Raw genomic sequence first — 19,197 nt, 5'->3', positions numbered from 1 at the left:
CGGACACCACCTCTTCGACGGCCGAGGAACCCATCCCTGGCCTCACCTTCAAACCTCGCATGACGCAACCCGACCTCGCCGCACGCCGCCACCTGCTCGCCAGCGGCGGCGCCCTGCTCCTGCTGGGGGCCGCGCCGCTGCGCAGCGCCTGGGCCGGCTTCAACTTCTTCACCAGCGAATACACGGCCTCGCGCGAGGAACTGCAAGCCCAGGTGGCGAAGAAATTCCCCTTGCGCCAGAGCGCCGGCGGCCTACTGGACGTCACGCTGCGCGACCCGCGGCTGGACCTGGACCCGGGCGCCAATCGCGCGATGCTGACCACCGCCGTCACCATCGCCAGCCCCTTCCTCAATCCGTCGCAGGTGGGCGGCCAGGTGGCTGTGAGCAGCATGCTGCGCTACGACCCCGAGACGCTGAGCCTGCGCCTGGACCAGCCGCGCACGGAGCGCGTGGTGTTCGACGGCGTGGGTGGCCAGGACGCCGTGCGCCTGCAGCGCGCAGGCGCCGCCGTCGCGCAGGAGCTGTTGCAGGGCCAGGCCCTGCACACCTTCCGCAAGGAAGACCTGACCGTCGGCCGCAAGACCTACGAGATCGGCGACATCACCATGCTGGCGGACGGCATCAAGGTGCAGCTCCGATAGCGTGCGAAGGACGCGGCCACGCACGCTTCGCCGTGGCCGCGTCGCACGGGCACTGCAGGGCGCGTCCCGGCTGCTTGCCACACGTCCCGTGTCCCCGGGCAAACCCCGGCGCTGGCGCTGACGCCACCGTCATCGGCGGCGTCCAGAATCAGGGCATGTCCACGTCGCCTCCCCAGCCCCTGTCCCGGCGCGCCCTGCTCGGCCGCGGCACCCTCGTCCTGCTTCCCGCCTTCGCCAGCCTGGCCGCCTGCCGGGCCGTGCCCAAGGCGCCGGAACAGCGCTTCCTGGACCTGCAGGCGCACCGTGGTGGCCGCGGCCTTGCACCCGAGAACACCTTGGCCGCCTTCGACCATGCGATCAGCCTCGGCGTCACCACGCTGGAGCTCGACATCGGTCTCACGGCCGACGGCGTGGCCGTGATTTCCCACGACACCGCCCTCAACCCCGACCACACGCGCGACGCCCAGGGCCGCTGGCTGAGTGCCACCGGCCCCGCCATCCATCAACTGACCCTGGCCCAGCTCAAGACCTACGACGTCGGCCGGCTGAACCCGAACACCAAGTACGGCCAGCAGTTCGCCACGCAGGTGCCGCGCGACGGCGAACGCATTCCCACCCTGGCAGAGCTGTTCGCGCTGGCCGACCGGCGCGGCGCGGGCCAGATCAACTTCAACATCGAGACCAAGGTCGACCCTACCAAGCCGGCGGAGACCGCCTCGCCGGAAGCCATCACCGACGCCATCCTGGCCGAGGCACGGCGTGCCGGGCGCCTCCATCACGTCACGCTGCAGAGCTTCGACTGGCGCAGCCTGGTGTATGCCGAGACACGCGAACCCCGTCTCTGGCGCGCCTGGCTCACCAGCCCGCGCACCGTGCAGGACAGCCGCTGGACCGCGGGCCTGCGCCTGGCCGACCATGGCGGCAGCGTGCCGCGGCTGATCGATGCCGCATCGCGGCGCGGCAAGGGCCTGTCCATCTGGTCGCCGGCCTTCGGCGACCTGCAGCCCCAGCAGGTGAAGGAGGCCCACGACCTGGACCTGAAGGTCCTGCCCTGGACGGTCAACAACCCGGCCGACATGGCCCGCCTGATCGACATGGGCGTGGACGGCCTGATCACCGACTATCCCGACCGGCTGCGCGCGCTGATGCAGGAACGCGACCTGCCGCTGCCGCCTGCGCTGCCGGCACGGTCCGCCTCAGCCTGACCTTTGCAGGCCGCGCCCCTGCACCGTACCGACCTCGAACACCCCGCTCGCGCCATGAACACGACCACCGACGCCGCCACCGCCCAGGACCAGCTCGCCCGACTCGCCGACCTGCTCGCCGCCACCCGCCGCGATCCGCTGCAACTTGGCCGCCTGTGCGACCACGCCCGCCAGGCCTCTGCGCTGCAGGCCGCGCTCCCACCGCGCTACGCGCCCGTCCTGCTCGACGTGGTGGACCGCCTGGAATCCAGCGCCTTGTTCAGCGAGGAAAGCTGCTCCTTCAGCCAGAAGGACCTGCTGGACAGCCTGCAGCTGTGGACGGACAAGGCGCGGGGTGTGCTGTTGGGTGGCTGAGTCTTCCTCGTGCACCTCTATGCACGGCGATGGGGGACTCAGTCCGGCTTGAGGCCGGCGCGCTCGATCACCGGCTTCCATCGCTGCAGTTCGTCACGCATGAAGGCCGCGAGTTGCTCCGGGGTCCCGCCGACCGGATCGAAGTAGGCGCCGAGCAGACGCTGTCGGACTTCAGGCTCGGCGAGCACAGCGGCGATTTCCCGGCTCATGCGCTCGACCACCGGCCGCGGTGTGTCGCGTGGCGCCATGTAGGCGAACCAGGGCACGGCCTGGATGTCCGGCAGACCGGACTCGCGCAGCGTCGGCAGATCGGGCAACAGCGCGGAGCGCTGCGCGGAGGTCACGGCCAAGGCCTTGAGCTTGCCCGCCTTGACCTGCGGCATCACGGTCACCGGCGGCAGGCAGGCGAACTGCACGTCGCCCTGCACCAGCGCCGTCACGGCCTGCGCCGACGAAGCGTAGGGAATGTGGACGGCGAATGACTGGGTCTTCGCCTTGACGAGCTCCACGCCGAGGTGCGCGATGGACCCGTTGCCGGTGGAAGCAAAGTTGTACTTGCCGGGGTTGCGCCGCAGCGCATCCAGCCATCCCTTGACCGAGTCGATGCCGGTCTGCGCATTGACGGCACAGACGTTGGGTGTGGTGGCTGCCAGCGATACCGGAGCCAGGTCACGGAAAGGGTCGTAGGGCAGGTTGCGGTAGAGCACCGTGTTGTAGACCAGCGGGGCATTGACCGACAGAAGGAAGGTATAGCCATCCGGACTGGCCTTGGCCACCACGTCGGTGCCGGCGTTGCCGCCTGCCCCGGCGCGGTTCTCGACGATCACCGGCTGGCCCAGCCTTGGCGCCAGGCGGTCATTGACGATGCGCGCGAGGATGTCCGGCGACGAGCCGGCGCCAAAGGGCACGACGATGCGAATCGGGCGCCTGGGCCAGTCCTGCGACACGGCAGCGTTCTGGGCTTGAGCGGGCAAGGCTGCCGACACGATGGCCGCCAGCGCGGCCCATTGGAGGGTATGTCGACGCAACAGGGTCATTGCCCATCCTCCACCGGGGCCATGGCCGCATGGTCCTGCTGCTCGCGCGCGATGAAACCGGCCACCATCGCGCGATAGCAGGCGTCCACCACTTCGGGATAGGCGCCCTTGGCCTCGGCCAGCGCTCGCACCTTGGCGAACACCTGCTCCTGCCGGGCAGGCGCCGAGACCTGGAAGGCGTCACGCTTGAAGCGCGCGGCATCGCGCACATAGCGCCCCCGTTCGGCCAACAGCGCGACGATCTGCTCGTCCAGCGCATCGATGCCGGCGCGGATCTCGGCCAGCGAGTTGCAAAGCGGCGTGTAGCCGGGATCGAGGAACCGCCGCAGCGGGGGGCCGTGCGGATCGGGTTCCGTGCCTGAAAGGTGGGCAATGGAAATGTTCATGAAGCCGGCCTCAAATGGGGTAGATGATCGAGTTCGGGATCATCTCGCTGTCGTACACCACCAGCCGCGACGCGAACTTGAGCGAGCCGTCGGGCATCCGCACCACCTCATCGATCGTGCGGCCCACGTTGAACACGGTGGTCAGCTGCGACAGCTTGGTGCGGAAGACGGCGTAGTTGGCCTCGCAGCGGATGCGGCCGTCCACCACCTCGCGCACCAGCGGCGTGCCGACCACGTGGCGCTGGTAGTAGGGGTCGTGGTAGAGCGTCTCGCGGATGCCGTAGACGCGGTCGCGCAGCATGGCCTTGCTCTCGAACGACAGCGTGGCCAGCGGAAAGCCCCGTTCATGGTTCTCGCGTGGCTGCAGCCGGTAGCGGCAGTCCTCGGTGAAGAACTCCGGCCAGGCGTCCCAGTCGGCGGCGTCGAGCGCGCTGGCGTAGCGGGCGTAGAGCTGGCTGAGCGCGAACCAGTCCTCGAAATTGAGCGGGCTCATCGGGCGGCGCTCCCTTCCCCATGGACTTGGGGCGAGTCGCCTTCGGACGCACACGGCGACGGTCGGGCCGCCGCCGCTGCGGCCGGTGGTACATCGGCCCCGGGTGCCTCCATCACGCCGCGCCAGTAGTCGTACATGCCGCGGATCAGCGTCTCGGTGACCATGTGGTCGGCATCGCCCACGTCGCGGCCGCCCAGTTCGGCCAGGGCGCGGTGGCCGGGCTTGCTCTCGAAGGCCATCTGCGACAGCTCGATCACCTCGCCGTCGTCGGCCGAGACGAAGCCCGCCGGCCCGAACAGATTGGCCTGGCGCAGGCGGCGCTGCTGCATCTCCTCGGTGTCATCCTCGAAGCCGAAGTGCGTCCATTCGAAGAAGAAGGCGCCGTGGCCGTCGGGCTGGATGTGGCGCGTGGAGACACTGTTGACCTGCTGCTGCAGGATGACGCTTGGAAACAAGGTCGTCATCACTGCCGTTGGCCCGCCCCACCACGGCTCCGGCACGATGTCCAGGAAGCGCGCGTCCTCCAGCGACATCTTCTCCTTGAAGCTCGACACCTGCGTCACCTGGGAGGCAGCGCCCTGCTGGCCGCGGGTGGAGATCATGGCCGCGTGGCGGTGGCGCTCGTCCATCACCAGCTGCGACTTGTTGTCCGCGCGCCAGAGGCCGAAGGTCACGAACCAGGTGTGCAGCAGTCCGGGGTGGTACGGGTCCTTGATGTTCTCCTGCATCAGCTTCCAGTTGCCGGGAATGCGCTGGCGGTTGTAGCCCAGGATCTTCAGCTTGCGGCCATTGAAGAGCCGGTCGAACCAGCGCAGGATGACCGGGCCCATGAAGTCCTCCAGCGACTCGACCTCATGGTCGAAGCTGGCGAACACCACGCCGCCGCGCGTGGCCACCTTGAGTCTGGTCAGGCCATGGTCCTCGGGCTTGAAGTCCTCGGGCATGCCGCCGTGCATCTCCCCAGACTCGTCGCGCACTCCGCGGCGGAAGGGCACGCCCATCAGCTTGCCGGTGAGGTTGTAGTTCCACTGGTGGTAGGGGCAGGTGAAGCTCTTGCGGTTGCCGTGGCGCTCGCGGCAGAAGGCCATGCCGCGGTGGGCGCAGACGTTCTCCACCACATGGATGCCGCCGTCCTGCGCACGCACCAGGATCACCGAGCGCTCGCCGACGGCGGTGCGCTTGAAGTCGCCGGGGTTGGGAATCTCCGCCTCCAGGCCCACGTAGCACCAGTGGCCGCGGTAGAAGAAGCGCTCCAGCTCCTTGCGGTGCAGGTCGTCGCGGGTGTAGGCGGCGAAGGGAATGCGGCTGGTGCCGCCGGCTTCCCAGCGCAGCGGGGCCTCGTGGGGCGCACTGTTCATCGTGCGTGTCTCCGTCGTTGTCGTAATGGGCCGCATCATCCAGCCGGGCCCACTATCCACCAATAGAATCCGGTGAATAGGCCCCATCACCATTGTCAATAACACATCATGGACCTCAAGCAGCTCGACCTGAACCTGCTGCTGGTGTTCAACCAGTTGCTGGCCGAGCGCAGCGTCTCGGGCGCGGCGCGGGCGCTGGGGCTGAGCCAGCCGGCCGTGAGCAACGCGCTGGCGCGGCTGCGCAAGGCGGTGGGCGACGAACTCTTCCTGCGCACCTCGCGCGGCATGGAGCCCACGCCCCGCGCCGTGCAACTGGCCGAGCCGGTGGCCGCCGCGCTGCAGCTGCTGCAGGGCGCGCTGCGGCAGGACCAGGGCTTCGACCCCGCCACCAGCAGCCGCGCCTTCACCATCGGCATGACCGACATCGGCGAGATCTACTTCCTGCCCGGCCTCATGGAAGCCCTGGCCGAGGCCGCCCCCAGCGTGACCGTGAGCACGGTACGCAACACCGCGGTGCAGCTCAAGGACGAGATGGAGTCCGGCCATGTGGACCTGGCCCTGGGCCTGCTGCCGCAGCTGCGCACCGGCTTCTTCCAGCGGCGCCTGTTCACCCAGCGCTATGTGTGCCTGATGCGCCAGGGCCATCCGCTGGACAAGCGCCGCATCGGCCTGCGCGAGTTCAGCGCGGCCGAGCACCTGGCCGTGGTCTCCGCGGGCACCGGCCACGGCGTGGTCGAGGACGAGCTGGCCCGCCAGGGCATCGAACGCCGGGTACGGCTGACGGTGCCGCACTTCGTGGCCCTGGGCCACATCCTGGCTGGCACCGACATGATCGCCACCGTGCCCGAGCGGCTGGCCCAGCGCATGGCCGGGCCCTTCGGCCTGCGCTGGCTGGCGCACCCCGCCCCGCTGCCGGAGATCGGCATCCACCTGCTGTGGCACGCGCGCCTGCACCGGGAGCCGGCCAATCAGTGGCTGCGCCAGCTGATCGCGACGCGCTTCGGCGACGGCTGACACAATCCGCCGTTCATCCGACAACCCCTCATCGACCCGCAGCATGACCGCCCCCCTGACGCTCATCTCTTCCATGGCCACCCGGCAGATCCTGAACGACCTGGCGACCGATTACGAACGCCGCACCGGCCAGGCGGTGAGCGTGGAATCGGTGGGCGGCGTCGATGCCGCCAAGCGCGTGCAGGCCGGCGAGGCCTTCGACCTGGTGGTGCTGGCGGCCAACGCCATCGACCAGCTGGCCGCCGCCGGCAAGACGGCCAGCCCGCGCAAGGACCTGGTGACGTCGGGCGTGGCCGTGGCCGTGAAGGCCGGGGCACCGCGGCCTGCCATCGACAGCGAAGAGGCCGTCAAGCAGGCCGTGCTGGGCGCGCAGAGCCTGGCCTATTCCACCGGCCCCAGCGGCGTGCAACTGGCCAAGCTCTTCGAGCGCTGGGGCATCGCCGCCGAGATCCAGCCGCGCATCGTCACCGCGCCGCCCGGCGTGCCGGTGGGCAGCCTGGTGGCCAAGGGCGAGGTGGCGCTGGGCTTCCAGCAACTGAGCGAGATGCTCAACCTGGAAGGCATCGACATCCTGGGCCCGCTGCCCGACGCGATCCAGATCGTCACCACCTTCTCGGGTGCCGTGGCGGCCACCAGCACGCGGGCGGCTGAGGCCCAGGCGGTGCTCGACTTCATGGCCGGCCCTGAGGCCGCCGGCGCCATTCGTCGCCAAGGGATGGCGCCGGCCTGAGGGCCAGCCGCATCGGTGGCACGCCCACGCCGGGCGGTATTTCGGGACCGTCGATCCCCGTTTCCGCCAGGCCTTGACCGACGAGGCCGCCGGCCGAATTGAGCCGAGGGCCCTCCCCACTTTTCCAATTCCTTTTTCCGATATGGGTCCGCCGCCGTTCGCGGCGAGGCCAGCCACGACCTCTGGGCGGCGTCTGGCGGCAATCCAGCCAAACGCGCAGAAGAGGAATTAATTCACCAGCCTTTTCATTACATTGACAAAAGATTTCATTGATTGACTGAATGCACGTGGGCCGCGCTTCATACTGGGGGGCGGCCCGGCGCAAATCGATGGCCGCAGACGCCTGCTTCCCTTGAACCGCCATCGATGACCCTGCTGGGCTTCCAGAAAATGCCGGCCGAACAATTCATGATCCTGACCATCAGTTTTGTCTTGGCGGTCGTTCTTTTCTTCATCAGTGCCGAAGAAAGAAATACGGCGCAGAAGGTGGTCGCGTTATTGATCAGCCTGTGCTTTTCGCTGGTGATCTATTGCTGGACGTCGCTGCACCGGCCTTGAAGATGCGCGCCTCGCCGCGCACGCACGACACACGCGACAGGCCGCTGTGCATCCGGCCCACCTCCCCTGCCGCGGCTGCCCGCAACGGCGCGAGGCCCTGGCGCCCGAGGCCCCGCCACACGCAGCGGCCATGGGCCCGAACACCCCGCGTGTCGCGGCCTTGTCCGTCAAGACGACCGCTTTCGGCTGACGAGAATCCCGCGGCGCTCTGCGCGCCACGACGCTGACGGACGGGTGAGGACCCACGCCGGCTGTCTTTCCTGCGCTTTCCCCCACCGACAGCCGATATGCCGAACGTCTCCACCGTCCAGCCGTCCCTTTCAGAAGACTCGGGCCCAACGCCGTCCGACGGCACGGGCTGGCCGCCCGCAGGCGGGGAATGCGGGGCACTGATCCGCCAGCGGGACTGGTCGACCACCCCGCTGGGCGTGGTGGACGCCTGGTCACCAGCGCTGCGGACCACGGTCTCCAACATCGTCAACTCGCCCGTGCCCAAGGTGCTGATGTGGGGCACCGACCATGTGATGCTCTACAACGACGCCTACCGGGCCGTGCTGGGCACGCAGCATCCCGATGCACTGGGCCGGACGACGATGGAGGTGTGGCCGGAGATCGCCGAATGGAACCGGGAGGTGCTGCAACGCTGCCTTGGCGGCGAGATCGTCTGCTTCCGCGAACACGCGATGACGCTGATGCGGGAGGACGGGCCACAGCAGCATGTCTTCGACCTCTTCTACACGCCCGTGTACGAAGCGGCAGGCGCGGCAGCCGGCGTCATGTGCACGGTCCTCGACGTGACCGACCGGGCGCGGCAGGAAGCCGGGCTGCGCGTGGGCAACCGGCGCTTTCGCACGGCGATGGACGCCGTCCATGGCGTGCTCTGGACCAACAGCGCCGATGGCCGCATGACCGGCGAACAGCCGGGCTGGGCCGCGCTCACCGGGCAGACCCAGCAGGAATACGAAGGCTACGGCTGGGCCGACGCCCTGCACCCGGACGATGCGCAGGGCGCCATCGCCACCTGGAATGCGGCCGTCGAAGGCCGCACCATGTTCATCCACGAGCACCGGGTGCGCCGCAGCGACGGCGTCTGGCGCAACTTCGCCGTGCGCGGCCTGCCCATCCTGCGCGAGGACGGCAGCATCGACGAATGGGTGGGCGTGCACACCGACATCACCGAACAGCGCGCCGCGGAACGCAGCCTGGTGGCCCAGGCCACGGCGCTGGCCGCCCAGGTGCGCCATCGCGAGCGGGCCGAGGAGCAACTGCGGCTGCTCAACGAGAACCTCGAAGCGCGCGTCATCGCCGAGATCGACGAGCGCCGGCAGGCCGAGGCCAAGCTCGCGCAGGCGCAGAAGCTGGAGTCCATCGGCAAGCTCACCGGCGGCGTGGCCCACGACTTCAACAACCTGCTGCAGGTCATCTCGGGCAGCCTGCACCTGCTGTCCAAGGACATCGCCGGCAACGAGCGCGCACAGCGGCTGGTGGCCAATGCCATGGCCGGCGTCTCGCGCGGGGCCAAGCTGGCGGCCCAGCTGCTGGCCTTCGGCCGGCGCCAGCCGCTGGAGCCGCGCGTGGTCAACGCCACCCGCATGGTGCAGGGCATGGACGAGATGCTGCGCCGCGCCCTGGGTGGCGCGATCGAGATCGAGACGGTGCTCGGGGGCGGCCTGTGGAACACCTTCGTCGATCCGAACCAGATCGAGAACGCGGTGCTCAACCTCGCCATCAACGCGCGCGACGCCATGAACGGCTCGGGCCGGCTGACGATCGAGCTGGCCAACGTGCACCTGGACGAGGCCTATGCGCGCCAGCACGACGAGGTCGCGCCGGGCCAGTACGTGATGCTGGCCGTGTCGGACACAGGCGCCGGCATGCCGCCGGAGGTCATCGCCCGGGCCTTCGAGCCCTTCTTCTCCACCAAGCCGGAAGGCAAGGGATCGGGCCTGGGCCTGTCGATGGTGTACGGCTTCGTCAAGCAGTCCAACGGCCACATCAAGATCTATTCGGAAGTCGGGCATGGCACCACCGTGAAGGTGTTCCTGCCGCGCGCCATGCAGGCGGAGGATGTCGCGGTGCGACTGGACGCCGGCGCCGTCGAGGGCGGCACCGAGGTCGTGCTGGTGGTAGAGGACGATGCCGAGGTGCGCGAGGTGGTCGTGGCCATGCTGGCCGACCTGGGCTACCGGGTGCTGCAGGCGTCCGATGCCTCCAAGGGCCTGGCCGTGATCGAAAGCGGCATTCCGGTCGATCTGCTCTTCACCGACGTGGTGATGCCCGGCCCGCTCAAGAGCCCCGAGATGGCGCGTCAGGCCCGCCAGCGCATTCCGGACCTGGCGGTGCTCTTCACCTCGGGCTACACCGAGAACTCCATCGTCCACGGCGGCCGGCTGGATGCCGGCGTGGAGCTGCTGTCCAAGCCCTATTCGCGCGAGGCCCTGGCGCGCAAGGTGCGCCACCTGCTGGGCAACCGGGCGCAGCGGCAGGCCGCCGCGCCCGCGGCCCCTGCGCCCTCCAGTGCCGCTCCGGCCTCCGCATCGACGCCAGACCGGCCGGCCGCGGCGAGCGCCACAGCCGCCCCGGCCCGCCCCAGCGCCGGCGTCGTGCTGCTGGTCGAAGACGATCCGCTGATCCGCGTGACCTCGGCCGCGATGCTGACCGACACGGGCTTCACCGTGGTCGAGGCCGGCAGCGCCGAAGAGGCCGAGGCCCTGGCGCAGCGCCATCGTCCGCAGGTCATGGTGACCGACATCAACCTGCCCGGTGCCTCGGGCACCGAACTGGCCGCGGCCCTGCGCACGCAGGTGCCCGAACTGGTCACGATCTTCGCCAGCGGCGATGCCTCGCCCCTGCTGCGCGGCGACCTCAGCGGCAGCCTGATCCTGGCCAAGCCCTACACCTCCGCGGCGCTGGTCTCGGCCGTGAAGGCGGCGCTCGAACCTGCGGCACCGATGCAGGCCGCCTCGACGGCCGCTGCGACAGACGGACGCCACTGACGAGCCTGGGCGCCGGCCACGGCGCTCGGCGATGATGGCCGGCCACCTTTTGACCGCAAGGAGCCGCATGACGCAGACCCCCTCCCTTCGAAAGAACGAAGCCGCCCACCGCTACGAGATCCTGCTGGGCGACACACTGGCCGGCTTCAGCGAATACAACGTGCTGGCCAATGGGCTGGTGTTCACCCACACCGAGATCCTTCCCGAATTCGAGGGCCGTGGCCTGAGCTCCACGCTGGTGCGCCACGCGCTGGAGGATGTGCGGGCGATGGGCACGCGCGTGATTCCGGTCTGCCCCTTCGTGGCAGCCTTCCTGCGCAAACATCCCGAGTTCCACGACCTCATCGCACCGGAAAGCCGCCGCGCGTTCGGCATCTGAGCCTGGGCTCGCACGAAGCTTGCTTCGCGCCGTGCATCACTCCTCCCGGCCGCGCCATGACCGACACCACCCAGCACACCCCGCCTGATGAAGCCGCTCTATTCGAGGTGGTGGTGGATGAGATCCTGGCCCACTTGCGGGAACGCAGCTTCTTCGTGTCACGCACCACCTTGCGCAACGGGCTGCTGGCCTATGCGCAGCGGGAGGGCGTGACACCGCTGAGCGGCGCGCGGGTGGCCGACGAGCTCATGCGGCTGCACATGATCAGCCCGACCGAACTGCTGCAGCTCTCCTGAGCCAAGCGCCGGAAAGTCTCTTGTCCCCGTCCGCTCGTCACGCCAAGCGCCACCGCTGGAGCCGGACCACGAACACTCCGGCTCTGAGCCGGCGCCTCCGACAACGCCTCTGCGCCTGACGGGCAGCGCGAAGGCCCCTGCACCTACAGCGGGGCGCGTGGCCCGACGACGGGCCGAAAGATCGCACCCTTCAACCATGGCGGTTCCGCAGCCGAGAGGGAAGGCTTCTCTCCCCTCCCCTCGGTCACCGAACCACCCATTGAAGAAGGAGCCCACCATGGCCCAGACCACCAACGACGTCATCGACACCCTCAACGACCTGCTGGAGAACTCGCGCGACGGCGAATACGGCTTCCGCCTCTGCGCCGAAGAGGTCGAGAACAGCAGCCTGCGCACCACCTTCAGCGCCCGGGCGGCGGAATGCGCGCAGGCCGCACGGGAACTGCAGGAACTCGTGGTCCGCCTGGGCGGCAAGCCCGCGGACGGCGGCACGACGTCCGGCGCGCTGCACCGAGGCTGGGTGCATGTGAAGGGCGCCGTCGGCGCCAACAGCGAAGAGTCGATGCTCGAAGAATGCGAGCGCGGTGAGGACGCTGCCGTGGCGCGTTACCGCAAGGCGCTGCAGCAGGATCTGCCGGCCGACGTGCGCGCGCTGATCGAGCGTCAGGCGCAGGGCGCCCAGAAGAACCATGATCAGATCAGGAACCTGCGCGACCAGGCGCGCGCTGCCAGTTGATCGCCCGAGCGGCAGGGGCCGCGCGGAAGCGCGGCCGCGCGGCACTTGGCGTCCATCGGCGTCTTGGGCCCCGCCGACGAAGTGCTCCGGACGATTGCCTTCGTCGGATCACTGACCCCATTGAATGGCGCAGTTCAGGAAGGGGCGACTGCGGCGCCATGATGAAGCTACCCCTCGCTCTCTTTCACTCGTGCACGATCAACGCCCGGCGATGCTGCCCCTCAAGCTTGGCGAGGACAATGCGCAACTGTTGAACGCTGAGGACGATGGGCACGTCCCAGCGGCGCTGCGGGTGGCCAATCCACCTCCGTCACCCCGAGCTCGGCAGGGAGCCGCAGCCGGGGAAGCGAATAAATGCCTTCACCCGTAGACGCAGGTCTTCTCGATACGCAGGCTGTTGTGCGTCAACCGCGGGCCTTCTCGCAACTGGTCCAGCCCCCCGTTGCGCGCCGTGGCGACATATCCACATTGGGCCGCGGCAGCAGGTAATTCCGAGAGGCCGCAGATGTTGGCACAACTGGCATCATGGGTGCTGCCCAGGCGGCCAGCCAACCTCTGCTAGGTGGTTGTCGGCGGGCCGCTTTTGTCGGAGGTCTAATTTTGTCCAAGCGCACAGCCGAAGGGGAAAATCCGATAGCGCGTCAACGGCTTACGATGCGGCAAGGGTGCCGATCTAGGGCGCAGTGCGCCTGCCTACGCGGCGCTAACTGTCTCCCTAGAACACGTTAAGCACTCACATGGTTAGCCTTGTAGATTCAGAAAAATGGGCTCCTCTGATTGGTCGAGTATTTATTGCTTGTGGGAGCATTGAACGCACAACCCATGAATGCATTCGGGATTGGGCGGGAGAACACATTCACAAGCATTTTTCTCGAGCGCGTCTTTCACAAAGAATCGATCTAGCCCACGATCTAGCAAGGATTCAAGACGCAAAAGAATCAACTAAAGAAGCATTTTGTAATTCATTGCTCGAAGCAAAAGCATTAATACAACATCGCAACCTTATTGCGCACAACCCTCTCTGCCTAATGCTCCTTCAAGACGCTCTTGATCAGCCACTCATAGAAGCCATTGCCCACACAACAGATGATGGCAAGTTTTTGTCATACGAAGAACTTGCCGTCATAGTTGAAAAAGTAGAGCGCTGCGCAGAAGAAATTGGACACAATTTCGTAGCATTTCGCGTAGAAAAAATTGATTTCGAATCACTCAAGAAATTTCCAGGCCTTAGGGGCGCGCGTGCCTAACAGTTCCATCAACCGGACGCCCAAAATGCCTGCGGCACTTTGGGTAACCTCCATGGCGCTCGGCTCCGGTTATGTCAAACGTTAGGCATCGCAACCAACCCTGCCCACTATTCCACCACGACTTACAGACCACATTCCCAGCACAGAAAGAACGTTCAAGGTGTTCTCACTCCATTGACCGCGGCTATCTATGCCGTCTTCGGAAGTCGGGCTCAAGACAACGGGAGGCCGATTGGCGCTTTCTACCCACACAACATCAGCACCACGGCATGGGAACACTTGGGAGGAATCTGGTATCGCGCCCGCGACGAGCAAAAGGTTCAGAACCGCAAAATCAATACTGCGGTCGTCCAAGCTTTTGCGATGAGCATCCGTAGCGGAGACAATGTCATGTTGCCGAGTGGCAAAGTTATAACCTGGGAAAAGATTCCGGACTCTGAGGCATCCAAGTTGCCGCCTCCTCTTGGCGATGGCTAACCCTACCGTCGAGGCGCGACTCGGCCGCTGGGACGCCGTGCCGGCGATGCCGGCACGGCGTCCCTCACCTCCACGTTAGAAGTTCAATGAGCCATGGCGCAAAGCGATGATGGTCATGTTGTTGTTGCCTGGATTCCGGGCAACAAAGTCCGTGAGGCAATACCAGATGCCATAGTTCTTGTTGGTATTTGCTTGGTGGTATCTGCCTCGCTCTGGCTCCAGTCAATAGACCCGCAGTCCAATTGGTTCACACGCTCTGGAGCAGTTGTCGTCTTGCTTGGGGCTGTCTTGGAGTATCGGCACAACAACTTTGCGTCTTTTGCCAGCGCAAAATCTATTGAGTGGGCCAGTGGTATAGGCGGCCCAACCGTCTTTGAGCTTTCTCGCCTACGTAAAGGCATTGGCTACATCGCGCATACGTGTATCGTCGTTGGTACCTTCATTGCCGCATATGGAGATCTAATCCTTGCAAAGCTATAAATACCAAACTTCTAACAATTCCGTTGAGAGGGACGCTCGCAAGCTGTGCTTGCGGTTCCCTTCGCCTGCGGCTCCAGCCGCCCCTCACGTCAAACGCTGCGTCGCAAGAAAGTGGTGAAGCCACCCTCACGGCAGCAGACGGCCCATGACCACAACAAAGAAGAAGGCCCGCAACAGCGGGCCTCTTGCACCGCGATCGCGCCAAACTAAGGCGCCGAACGCAGGAAGGCAGCGACAGGCTCCAACTGCTCAGGCACGTTCAACGCCGGCGCATGCCCGCAACCCGGCACCTCCAGCACCGTCAGCCGCCCCGCCGCACCGGGCCCGCGGTGGCGCATCGCCTCGACCGTCTCGGGCAGCACCAGGTCCGACTCGGCGCCACGCAGGATCATCACCGGCACCTCGATGGCGTCGTAGTGCGACCAGATGAGGTAGTCGTCGTCGTGCACGGTGAACTGCCGCACCATGGCCGGGTCGTAATGCGGCGTGACGCGTCCATCCGGCAGGCGGCGGGTCGAGGTCTCCGTCATGCGCCGCCATTGCGCATCGCTCAGCCAGCCGTAGGGCTTGTAGACGGTGCGCAGAAACGCCTCCAGCTCGCTCACCATGTCGAAGGCCGGCGGGTTGCCCGCGTAGGCCTTGATGCGCTCGATGGCCGCGGCGGCCAGTTGCGGCGCGTTGTCGTTGAGCACCAGCGCGGCGATGCGCTGCTTCATCGCCGGGACCACGAGACCGGACGCACACACCGTGCCGATGGCGCCGCCCATCGACGTGCCCACCCAGTGCACGCGCGCCAGGCCCAGGTGCTCGCACAGCGCGTCGGCCAGACGCGCATAGAAGGCGAGCTGGTATTCCTCGTCAGGCGCGGGGCTCCACTGACTGAGGCCGCGGCCCAGGGTGTCGGGACAGATCACGCGCCAGCCCTCGCCCACCAGGTGCACTGCCAGCTCGTCCATGTCGCGACCCGTGCGGGCCAGACCGTGCCACGCGATCACCGTAGGCGCGGCTGGGTCGCCCCAGTCCATCCAGTGGATCTCGCGGCCGACCAGCTGCGCGTAATGGGAAGTGGGGGTGACGCTCATTTCGCGCTCCTGCTGCGCAGCTTGCCGACGATGCCGGTGGGAAAGTAATAGACCGAGAGCACGAAGAGCACGCCCAGCCACAGCAGCCAGCGGTCGGGCGACAGCACCGCCGACAGCCAGGGCAGCCCGCTCGCCGCCTCGCTGCCCAGACGCAGCAGGTCCTGCAGATAACTCTGCGCCACCACGAAGAGCACCGCGCCGATGGCCGCGCCGTAGATGGTGCCCATGCCGCCGATCACCACGATCAGCAGCACGTCGACCATGATCTCGAAGCTGAGCGAGGTGTCCGGCCCGTTGTAGCGCAGCCAGATGGCCAGCATGGCGCCGGCCAGCGTGGCGAACAGCGCCGACAGCACCGCAGACAACGTGCGGAACACCACCACCCGGTAGCCAATCGCCTCCGCGCGGAACTCGTTCTCGCGGATCGCCTGCAGCACGCGGCCGAAGGGCGAGTTGACGATGCGCAGCAGCGCCAGCACCAGCACCACGGCCATCACGAAGAGCAGGTAGTAGCACAGCAGCCGGCCATCGAGCGAGACGCCGAGGAAGGGCTCCTCGCTGAACTCGAAGCTGGGCGAGATGAGTTCCGGCAACTTGAAGGTCAGCCCGTCCTCGCCACCGGTGAAGTCCGACAGCTGCGAGGCCAGCGTCTGGAAGGCCGAGGCCACCGCCAGCGTGATCATGGCGAAGAAGATGGCCCGCACCCGCAGCGAGAACAGGCCCACGGCCAGCGCCAGCACCAGCGAGACGGCCAGCGCGCACAGCACGCCGACGAGCACCGCGTCCCAGCCCGCGCCCATGCGCGTGGCCGCGATGGCCACGCCGTAGGCACCGATGCCGAAGAACATGGTGTGGGCGAAGCTCACGATGCCGGTGTAGCCCAGCAGCAGGTCGAAGCTGGCCACCAGCACGATGAAGACCAGGATCTTGGCCGCCACGTTGAGCGCCTTGACGCCCGGGAACAGGAAGGGCGCGAAGGCCAGGCCCAGCAGCACGGCCAGCAGCAGCACCGCCAGCACCTTGCTGCGCGGCAGGTCGTTGGAGAGAAGGCGTCGAAGCATGATCGGTCCCCTTCCCTTTCAGCGGCTGCCCGCCACGGGGTACACGCCCTGTGGCCGCCACAGCAGGATCGCCACCATCAGCGCGATGTTCGAGAACAGCGCCACCTTCGGCGCGACGAAGCCGGTGTAGTTGGCCATCAGCCCCACCAGCAGTGCGCCGATCAGCGCGCCGGTGGTCGAGCCCAGGCCGCCGATGATGATGACGATGAAGATCAGCACGTTGACCTGCGCGCCCATCTGCGGGATCACGTTCTGCTGGTACAGGCCCCACATCACGCCGCCCAGGCCGGCCAGCGCGCTGCCCGCCACGAAGATGCCGACGAAGAGCACGCGGATGCGGTAGCCGAGGGACTCGACCATCTCGCGGTCCTGCACGCCGGCGCGGATCAGCAGGCCGATCTTGGTGCGGGCCAGCGTCCAGGCCAGCAGGCCGAAGACCAGCGCACCGACGATCACGGCCAGCACGCGGTACTTCTCCACCGCCGCATCGCCCCACAGCCAGGAGCCGCGCAGGCCCTCGGGCAGCGGCAGCGGAATCTGCGCCGGGCCCCAGATCACCTTGATCAGCTCCTCGCCGATGATCATGCCGCCCATGGTGATGAGGATCTGCTTCAAGTGCTGGCCGTACACCGGCCGCACGATGAAGCGCTCGAAGGCCAGGCCCACCGCGCCCGCCACCAGCATGGCGACCACCATGGCCGGCAGCACCGCCACCAGATTGGTGAGGATGGACGAGGACTGCGTCCAGTCGCCCATGGCGCCCAGCACGCTGGTGGCCACGAAGGCACCCAGCGCGATGAACACGCCGTGGCCGAAGTTCAGCACGTCCATCAGCCCGAACACCAGCGTGAGGCCCGAGGCGATGATGAACACGATCATGCCCATCGCCAGGCCCGCGATGGTGAGCGTGAGCCAGGTGGAGGGCGAGCCCACCAGCGGCAGGGCCACCAGCGCGAGCGCGGGCACCAGCAGCAGCGGCTTCCAGTCGATGTCTTTGGCGAGGGTCGTCATAGGGCCAGTCCCAGCAGGCGCTGCTGCAGTTGCGTGTCGGCCGAGAACTCGGCCATGCCGCCGGCGTGCACCACGCGGCCGTTGTCCATCACGGCCACGGTGTCGCCCAGGCGTTGGGCGAAGTGGATGTTCTGCTCCACCAGCAGGATGGTCACGCCGCTGGCCTTGAGCTCGGCGAAGGCGTCGATCATGTTGTTGATGATGGCCGGCGCCAGGCCCTTGCTGGGCTCGTCGATGATGAGCAGCTCGCGCGGCTCGACGATGGCGCGCGAGACGGCCAGCATCTGCTTCTGCCCGCCGGAGAGTTTGCCGGCGGGGTGGTTCCAGAACTTCTCGACCGCGGGGAAGAGCCGGAAGATCCACTTCAGCCGCGCCTCGTCCATGTCCTGCGCGCGGCGGGCGCTGCGCGCGGCCAGGAGCATGTTTTCCTTCACCGTCAGGTCCGCGAAGATGCCCATGGTCTCGGGCACGTAGGCGATGCCCAGGTCGGCGATCTGCGGCGTGGGCAGGTTGGCGATGCTCTTGCCGCCGAACTGCACGCGGCCCTGCGCCACCTTCCACAGGCCCATGATCGTGCGCAGCGTGGTGGTCTTGCCGGCACCGTTGCGGCCCAGCAGCATGGTGAGTTGGCCCTTGGGTACCACCAGGTCCACGCCGTGGAGGATGTGGTACGCGCCGATGTGGGTGTGCACGCCTTCGAGCGTGAGAAGTGCTTGATTCATGGCTGTTGCTCCTTCCCCCGCTGGGGGAAGGGGGGGATGGGGGCTGCAGCGTTTGCAAGGCGTGCGGCGTTCGCGACGAGGTGGGCGTTCGTGGCCGTGCTGGCCCCCACCCCCGCCCTCCCCCAGAGGGGGAGGGAGCCAATCTGGGAGCGCCTCATGCCGCCTCCTTCGCCACGCCCAGGTAGGCTTCCTGCACCACGGGCGAGGCGATCACCTCGGCCGGTTCGCCATCGGCCACCAGCGTGCCGTTGTGCAGCACGATGATGCGGTCGGCCAGCTCGCGCACCACGTCCATCTTGTGCTCGACCAGCAGGATGGTCTTGGTCTTGTCCTGCTTGAGCCGGCGGATCAGGTCGAGGATGACCGGCGCCTCGGCCGCGTTCATGCCGGCCGTGGGCTCGTCGAACATGAAGACCTGCGGCTCCAGCGCCATCAGCAGCGCCACCTCCAGCTTGCGCTGGTCGCCGTGCGGCAGGCTGGCGACCACGTCGTGCTCGCGGGCCTTGAGGTTGGTCTCGGCCAGCAGCGCATCGGCGCGTTCGGTGAGCGCACGGTGGTCGCTCCAGATGCTCCAGAGGTTGAGGCCGCGGCGATGCCCGCCTTCGTGCGCGGCCTGCACGGCCAGGCGCACGTTCTCCAGCACCGTGAGGTTGGGGAACAGGTTGGTCAGCTGGAAGGCGCGGCCGAGGCCGGCGCGCGTGCGCGCCGAGGCCGGCAGCCCCGACAGGTCGCGGCCGTTCAGCAGCACCTTGCCCTCGGTGGCCTTGAGCTGGCCCGAGACCAGGTTGAAGTAGGTGGTCTTGCCCGCCCCGTTGGGGCCGACGATGGCCGTCAGCGTGCCCGGCGCGAAGCGGCAGCTGACGGCATTCACCGCCACATGCCCGCCGAAGCGGATGGTGAGGTTCTGGGTTTCAAGCAATTGCGGAAGTCCTGG

At 67.4% G+C, this 19,197-nt stretch carries 21 protein-coding genes; 12 read left to right on the top strand and 9 right to left on the bottom strand.

Going from position 1 to position 19,197, the window contains the following annotated elements:
- The first annotated feature begins 59 nt into the window (after window positions 1–59).
- The 3 genes from ABIC63_RS12300 (at window position 60) to ABIC63_RS12290 (ending at window position 2,200) form a co-directional block, all read left to right on the top strand.
- Complete coding sequence (locus tag ABIC63_RS12300) at window positions 60–641, top strand: YceB family lipoprotein (RefSeq protein ID WP_354319966.1); 582 nt, start codon at window positions 60–62, stop codon at window positions 639–641.
- A 155-nt stretch (window positions 642–796) separates the two neighbouring features.
- Window positions 797–1,846 (top strand): glycerophosphodiester phosphodiesterase, encoded by a 1,050-nt coding sequence (locus tag ABIC63_RS12295; protein ID WP_354319965.1) that lies wholly within the window; start codon window positions 797–799, stop codon window positions 1,844–1,846.
- Window positions 1,847–1,900: 54 nt separating this feature from the next.
- Complete coding sequence (locus ABIC63_RS12290; protein ID WP_294368513.1) at window positions 1,901–2,200, top strand: hypothetical protein; 300 nt, start codon at window positions 1,901–1,903, stop codon at window positions 2,198–2,200.
- Window positions 2,201–2,238: 38 nt separating this feature from the next.
- Here the strand turns inward: ABIC63_RS12290 and ABIC63_RS12285 are convergent, their stop codons facing one another.
- Genes ABIC63_RS12285 through ABIC63_RS12270 form a run of 4 tightly spaced genes read right to left on the bottom strand, consistent with a single transcriptional unit; the run spans window position 2,239 to window position 5,474 of the window.
- On the bottom strand, window positions 2,239–3,237 hold the full coding sequence (locus tag ABIC63_RS12285; RefSeq protein ID WP_294368515.1) for a Bug family tripartite tricarboxylate transporter substrate binding protein: 999 nt from the start codon (window positions 3,235–3,237) through the stop codon (window positions 2,239–2,241).
- Window positions 3,234–3,623, bottom strand: coding sequence for a chorismate mutase (locus tag ABIC63_RS12280; protein WP_354319964.1), 390 nt, complete (start codon window positions 3,621–3,623; stop codon window positions 3,234–3,236). Before ABIC63_RS12280 ends, ABIC63_RS12285 begins: the two co-directional genes overlap by 4 nt.
- A 10-nt stretch (window positions 3,624–3,633) precedes the next feature.
- Window positions 3,634–4,116, bottom strand: a complete 483-nt coding sequence (locus ABIC63_RS12275; RefSeq protein WP_354319963.1) for an aromatic-ring-hydroxylating dioxygenase subunit beta — start codon at window positions 4,114–4,116, stop codon at window positions 3,634–3,636.
- Entirely contained in the window at window positions 4,113–5,474 is a 1,362-nt protein-coding gene (locus ABIC63_RS12270) for an aromatic ring-hydroxylating dioxygenase subunit alpha (RefSeq protein ID WP_354319962.1), read from the bottom strand. The genes ABIC63_RS12275 and ABIC63_RS12270 overlap by 4 nt, the downstream gene beginning before the upstream one ends.
- Window positions 5,475–5,582: 108 nt before the next feature.
- Between ABIC63_RS12270 and ABIC63_RS12265 the strand changes: the two genes are divergently transcribed.
- From ABIC63_RS12265 to ABIC63_RS12225, 9 genes are all read left to right on the top strand, one after another.
- Complete coding sequence (locus ABIC63_RS12265) at window positions 5,583–6,488, top strand: LysR family transcriptional regulator (RefSeq protein ID WP_354319961.1); 906 nt, start codon at window positions 5,583–5,585, stop codon at window positions 6,486–6,488.
- A gap of 43 nt (window positions 6,489–6,531) precedes the next feature.
- Window positions 6,532–7,218 carry a substrate-binding domain-containing protein gene (locus ABIC63_RS12260; RefSeq protein ID WP_354319960.1) on the top strand — a complete coding sequence of 229 codons (687 nt, stop codon included), beginning with the start codon at window positions 6,532–6,534 and terminating at the stop codon, window positions 7,216–7,218.
- Window positions 7,219–7,584: 366 nt separating this feature from the next.
- Window positions 7,585–7,776 (top strand): hypothetical protein, encoded by a 192-nt coding sequence (locus ABIC63_RS12255; RefSeq protein ID WP_294368532.1) that lies wholly within the window; start codon window positions 7,585–7,587, stop codon window positions 7,774–7,776.
- 287 nt (window positions 7,777–8,063) lie between these two features.
- Complete coding sequence (locus tag ABIC63_RS12250) at window positions 8,064–10,772, top strand: response regulator (RefSeq protein WP_354319959.1); 2,709 nt, start codon at window positions 8,064–8,066, stop codon at window positions 10,770–10,772.
- 67 nt (window positions 10,773–10,839) lie between these two features.
- Window positions 10,840–11,151 (top strand): GNAT family N-acetyltransferase, encoded by a 312-nt coding sequence (locus ABIC63_RS12245; protein ID WP_017760619.1) that lies wholly within the window; start codon window positions 10,840–10,842, stop codon window positions 11,149–11,151.
- A gap of 56 nt (window positions 11,152–11,207) precedes the next feature.
- Entirely contained in the window at window positions 11,208–11,447 is a 240-nt protein-coding gene (locus tag ABIC63_RS12240) for a hypothetical protein (RefSeq protein ID WP_354319958.1), read from the top strand.
- A 277-nt stretch (window positions 11,448–11,724) separates the two neighbouring features.
- On the top strand, window positions 11,725–12,183 hold the full coding sequence (locus ABIC63_RS12235; protein ID WP_354319957.1) for a PA2169 family four-helix-bundle protein: 459 nt from the start codon (window positions 11,725–11,727) through the stop codon (window positions 12,181–12,183).
- 737 nt (window positions 12,184–12,920) lie between these two features.
- On the top strand, window positions 12,921–13,430 hold the full coding sequence (locus ABIC63_RS12230; RefSeq protein ID WP_354319956.1) for a hypothetical protein: 510 nt from the start codon (window positions 12,921–12,923) through the stop codon (window positions 13,428–13,430).
- Between the two features lie 570 nt (window positions 13,431–14,000).
- Window positions 14,001–14,387, top strand: a complete 387-nt coding sequence (locus tag ABIC63_RS12225; protein ID WP_354319955.1) for a hypothetical protein — start codon at window positions 14,001–14,003, stop codon at window positions 14,385–14,387.
- A gap of 206 nt (window positions 14,388–14,593) precedes the next feature.
- On the opposite strand, the gene ABIC63_RS12220 is transcribed toward ABIC63_RS12225, so the two are convergent.
- The 5 genes from ABIC63_RS12220 to ABIC63_RS12200 form a co-directional block, all read right to left on the bottom strand.
- On the bottom strand, window positions 14,594–15,469 hold the full coding sequence (locus tag ABIC63_RS12220) for an alpha/beta fold hydrolase (protein WP_354319954.1): 876 nt from the start codon (window positions 15,467–15,469) through the stop codon (window positions 14,594–14,596).
- Entirely contained in the window at window positions 15,466–16,530 is a 1,065-nt protein-coding gene (locus ABIC63_RS12215; RefSeq protein ID WP_354319953.1) for a branched-chain amino acid ABC transporter permease, read from the bottom strand. Before ABIC63_RS12215 ends, ABIC63_RS12220 begins: the two co-directional genes overlap by 4 nt.
- Before the next feature lie 18 nt (window positions 16,531–16,548).
- On the bottom strand, window positions 16,549–17,541 hold the full coding sequence (locus ABIC63_RS12210; RefSeq protein WP_294368559.1) for a branched-chain amino acid ABC transporter permease: 993 nt from the start codon (window positions 17,539–17,541) through the stop codon (window positions 16,549–16,551).
- Window positions 17,538–18,263 (bottom strand): ABC transporter ATP-binding protein, encoded by a 726-nt coding sequence (locus tag ABIC63_RS12205; protein WP_354319952.1) that lies wholly within the window; start codon window positions 18,261–18,263, stop codon window positions 17,538–17,540. The genes ABIC63_RS12210 and ABIC63_RS12205 overlap by 4 nt, the downstream gene beginning before the upstream one ends.
- Window positions 18,264–18,417: 154 nt before the next feature.
- The gene (locus ABIC63_RS12200) at window positions 18,418–19,182 is read right to left on the bottom strand and encodes an ABC transporter ATP-binding protein (RefSeq protein WP_294368565.1); all 765 of its coding nucleotides are present in this window, start codon (window positions 19,180–19,182) and stop codon (window positions 18,418–18,420) included.
- Between the last annotated feature and the right edge of the window lie 15 nt (window positions 19,183–19,197).

Origin of the sequence: Pseudacidovorax sp. 1753 (genome assembly GCF_040544975.1) — a bacterium.
Lineage (GTDB): Bacteria > Pseudomonadota > Gammaproteobacteria > Burkholderiales > Burkholderiaceae_C > Xenophilus.
Note: the sequence above shows the minus strand (reverse complement) of the source record. Positions and strands in the feature narration are given on the sequence as shown.